Below are 3,759 nucleotides of genomic sequence, written 5' to 3'. Positions count from 1 at the left end.
CATCGCGGGGCAAGCCCGCTCCTACACACAGATTGCGCAATTTCTGTAGGAGCGGGCTTGCCCCGCGATGGGCTGCGCAGCAGCCCCAACGCACTGTTTTAGAAGAAGCCCAGCGGGTTGATGTCGTAGCTCACCAGCAGGTTCTTCGTCTGCTGGTAGTGGTCGAGCATCATCTTGTGGGTTTCACGACCGACGCCGGACTTCTTGTAGCCACCGAACGCGGCATGCGCCGGATACAGGTGGTAGCAGTTGGTCCACACGCGACCGGCCTTGATGCCACGGCCCATGCGGTAGGCGCGGTTGATGTCGCGGGTCCAGACGCCGGCACCCAGGCCGAACTCGGTGTCGTTGGCGATCGCCAGGGCTTCGGCCTCATCCTTGAAGGTGGTGACGCTGACCACCGGGCCGAAGATTTCCTCCTGGAACACACGCATCTTGTTGTTGCCCTTGAGCAGGGTCGGCTGGATGTAATAGCCGGTGGCCAGCGAGCCTTCGAGCTGCTCCACTTTGCCGCCGGTCAGCAGCTCGGCGCCTTCTTCCTGGGCAATCTTGAGGTAGGACTGGATCTTCTCGAACTGCTGCTGCGAGGCCTGCGCGCCGACCATGGTGTCGGTGTCCAGCGGGTCGCCGCGCTTGATCTGCAGCACCTTCTTCATCACCACTTCCATGAACTGCGGGTAGATCGATTCCTGCACCAGGGCGCGGGACGGGCAGGTGCACACCTCGCCCTGGTTGAAGAAGGCCAGCACCATGCCTTCGGCCGCTTTCTCGATGAAGGTCGGCTCGGCCTGCATGATGTCTTCGAAGTAGACGTTCGGCGACTTGCCGCCCAGTTCCACGGTGGACGGGATGATGTTCTCGGCGGCGCACTTCATGATGTGCGAGCCCACCGGGGTGGAGCCTGTGAAGGCGATCTTGGCGATGCGCTTGCTGGTCGCCAGCGCTTCACCGGCCTCGCGGCCGTAGCCCTGGACCACGTTGAGCACGCCCTTGGGCAGCAGGTCGCCGATCAGCTCGAGCAGTACGGTGATGCCCAGTGGGGTCTGCTCGGCAGGCTTGAGCACCACGCAGTTGCCGGCGGCCAGGGCCGGTGCGAGTTTCCAGGCGGCCATCAGCAGCGGGAAGTTCCAAGGGATGATCTGGCCGACCACGCCCAGCGGTTCGTGGATGTGGTAGGCGACCGTGTTTTCGTTGATCTCGGCGGCGCCGCCTTCCTGGGCGCGGATGCAGCCGGCGAAATAGCGGAAGTGGTCGACCGCCAGCGGGATGTCGGCGTTGAGGGTCTCGCGGATTGGCTTGCCGTTGTCCCAGGTTTCGGTGATGGCCAGCACTTCGAGGTTCTGCTCGATGCGGTCGGCGATCTTCAGCAGGACGTTGGAGCGGTCCTGCACGCTGGTGCGGCCCCAGGCGTCGGCGGCGGCGTGGGCGGCATCCAGGGCCTTGTCGATGTCTTCGGCAGTGGAGCGGGGGAATTCGGCGATCAGCTTGCCATTCACCGGCGAGGTGTTCTCGAAGTATTGCCCTTTGACCGGAGCTACGAACTCGCCGCCGATGTAGTTGCCGTAGCGGCTCTTGAACGAGACCTTGGCGCCCTCGGTACCGGGATGTGCGTAACGCATGGTGTGTCTCCTGGCTATTGTGTTTGTTGGGGAGTTGAAAAGCGTAGAGCAAAGGTCGGGCCAGCGTGGTGGGCCCTAGCCAAATCAATGACTTGGGTCACGCGCGGGGCGGCTTTGCTGGGCGTGTGTGCCAGTGCTGGCACGGCCTGGGTGACACTTTGTACCGTTTGCGGTACGTGCTTGACCGGGCGGTCGCTGCGGAGGATGCTGGCTGAAATCTCTATCTGCGGAGAACAACAACAAATGCAGAGCAACGCATTCAGCCGCCATGCCCAGCAAGTGCATACCGTTGCCCGTGGCGAAGCTGGCAGCGACCCTTCCATTGCCCGCTCCTGGCTGCGCTGCCTGGACGACTATCACCTTGACCCGTCTGTGCTCGAGGCACCGGTAGTGCTCGAGCACGGTCGTCTGCTGGAGAGTCGCGAGCGCCTGCGCAAGGTGCTGAAGATCGCTGACCATGAAATGAACAGCCTGCACCAGCAGCTGTCCGGCGCCGGCCATGCGGTGTTGCTCACCGATGCCCGCGGCGTGATCCTCAATTGTGTCACCTCGCCCACCGAGCGGCGCAGCTTCGAGCGTGCCGGGCTGTGGCTGGGCGCGGACTGGAGCGAGGCCCGCGAGGGTACCAACGGCATCGGTACGTGCCTGGTCGAACGTCAGGCCCTGACCATTCACCAGGACGAGCATTTTCGTGGCCGGCACACCGGCCTGACCTGCTCGGCGAGCCCGGTGTTCGACCCGCACGGCGAGCTGCTGGCGGTGCTCGATGTGTCCTCGGCGCGGCCGGACGTGTCGCGCCAGAGCCAGTTCCACACCATGGCGCTGGTCAACCTCTCGGCGAAGATGATCGAGAGCTGTTATTTCCTGCGTCATTTCGAGCAGCAATGGTTGCTGCGCTTTCATGTGCAAGCCGAGTCGGTCGGCCAGTTCAGCGAAGGGTTGCTGGCGTTCGATGGCGATGGCCGCATCTGCGCCGCCAACCAGAGTGCCCTGAACCTGTTGAGCACCATTCGTGGCGGTGTGCTGGGCAAGCCGCTGGAGATGTTCTTCGCCTGCAGTCATGACGAGCTATTCAGCCGTGCCACGCCAGTCGGCAGTACGGTCTGGCCGTTGCGCACCCGCGATGGCCGCCAGGTCTTTGCCAGCCTGCGCGGGCAGGCGAGGGCGCCGCAATGGACGGTACCGGCCAGCCTGCCCCGGGGCATTCCCGCTGCGCAGCCTGGCATCTGCTTGCTGGACCCGGCCTTGCAACACGATTTCCAGCGTGCCGTGCGCGTGTTCGAACGCGATGTGCCGCTGCTGCTGCGCGGCGAAACCGGCTGCGGTAAAGAGGCCTTCGCCCTGGCCGTGCATCAGGCCAGCCAGCGCCGTGGCAAGCCGTTCGTGGCGGTGAACTGTGCGTCGATCCCCGAGAGCCTGATCGAGAGCGAGCTGTTCGGCTATCGCGGTGGCAGCTTCACCGGGGCGCGCAAGGAAGGGATGCGTGGCAAGCTGCTGCAAGCCGATGGCGGTACCTTGCTGCTGGACGAGATCGGCGACATGCCGCTGGCTTTGCAGACCCGCCTGCTGCGGGTGCTGGAAGAGCGCCAGGTGGTGCCGATTGGCGGTGAGCCGCAGGCGGTGGATGTGCGTATCGTCAGTGCCACGCACCGCGACTTGCTGGAGCGGGTGGAGCAGGGCAGTTTCCGTGAGGACCTGTACTACCGGCTCAATGGCATGGAGGTGGCGCTGCCGGCGGTGCGCGAGCGCAGTGACAGGGGGCCGTTGCTGGACTTCCTGTTGCACCAGGAGGCGCAAGGGCAGGTGGTGCAGTTGGCTCCCGAGGCGCGCCAGGCGCTGCTGGACTTCGCCTGGCCGGGGAACGTGCGACAGATGCGCAATATGCTGCGCACGCTAGTCGCCTTGTGCGAGGGCTCCCTGATCCGGTTCCCGGACCTTCCCTCTATTGTCAGGACTCGCGCGAGCTCTGTGGGAGCGGGCTTGCCCGCGAACGAGGGCAACGCCCTCACCTTGCCTTGTCAGGTCGGGCCTCTTCGCGGGCAAACCCACTCCCCCAGGTCCGGTGTCACTCCTGAGGGTTCTGTGGGCGTCGCTGTATTTCCGGGCGCAGAACACCAGGCGCTGCTGGACGTGCTGGAGG

General features: G+C 64.7%; 2 protein-coding genes. One reads left to right on the top strand and one right to left on the bottom strand.

Going from position 1 to position 3,759, the window contains the following annotated elements; genetic code table 11:
• Nucleotides 1–98: 98 nt before the first annotated feature.
• Nucleotides 99–1,619: an acetaldehyde dehydrogenase ExaC gene (gene exaC, locus ACPZMI_RS05125; RefSeq protein WP_065861505.1), complete on the bottom strand. Its 1,521-nt coding sequence runs from the start codon at nt 1,617–1,619 to the stop codon at nt 99–101.
• A 243-nt stretch (nt 1,620–1,862) separates the two neighbouring features.
• Here exaC and ACPZMI_RS05120 point away from each other — a divergent pair.
• A partial coding sequence (locus ACPZMI_RS05120; protein ID WP_426351813.1) for a sigma-54-dependent Fis family transcriptional regulator occupies nt 1,863–3,759 on the top strand: 1,897 nt, incomplete at its 3' end.

Origin of the sequence: Pseudomonas wayambapalatensis, from assembly GCF_049942315.1 — a bacterium.
Classification (GTDB): domain Bacteria; phylum Pseudomonadota; class Gammaproteobacteria; order Pseudomonadales; family Pseudomonadaceae; genus Aquipseudomonas; species Aquipseudomonas wayambapalatensis.
Note: the sequence above shows the minus strand (reverse complement) of the source record. Positions and strands in the feature narration are given on the sequence as shown.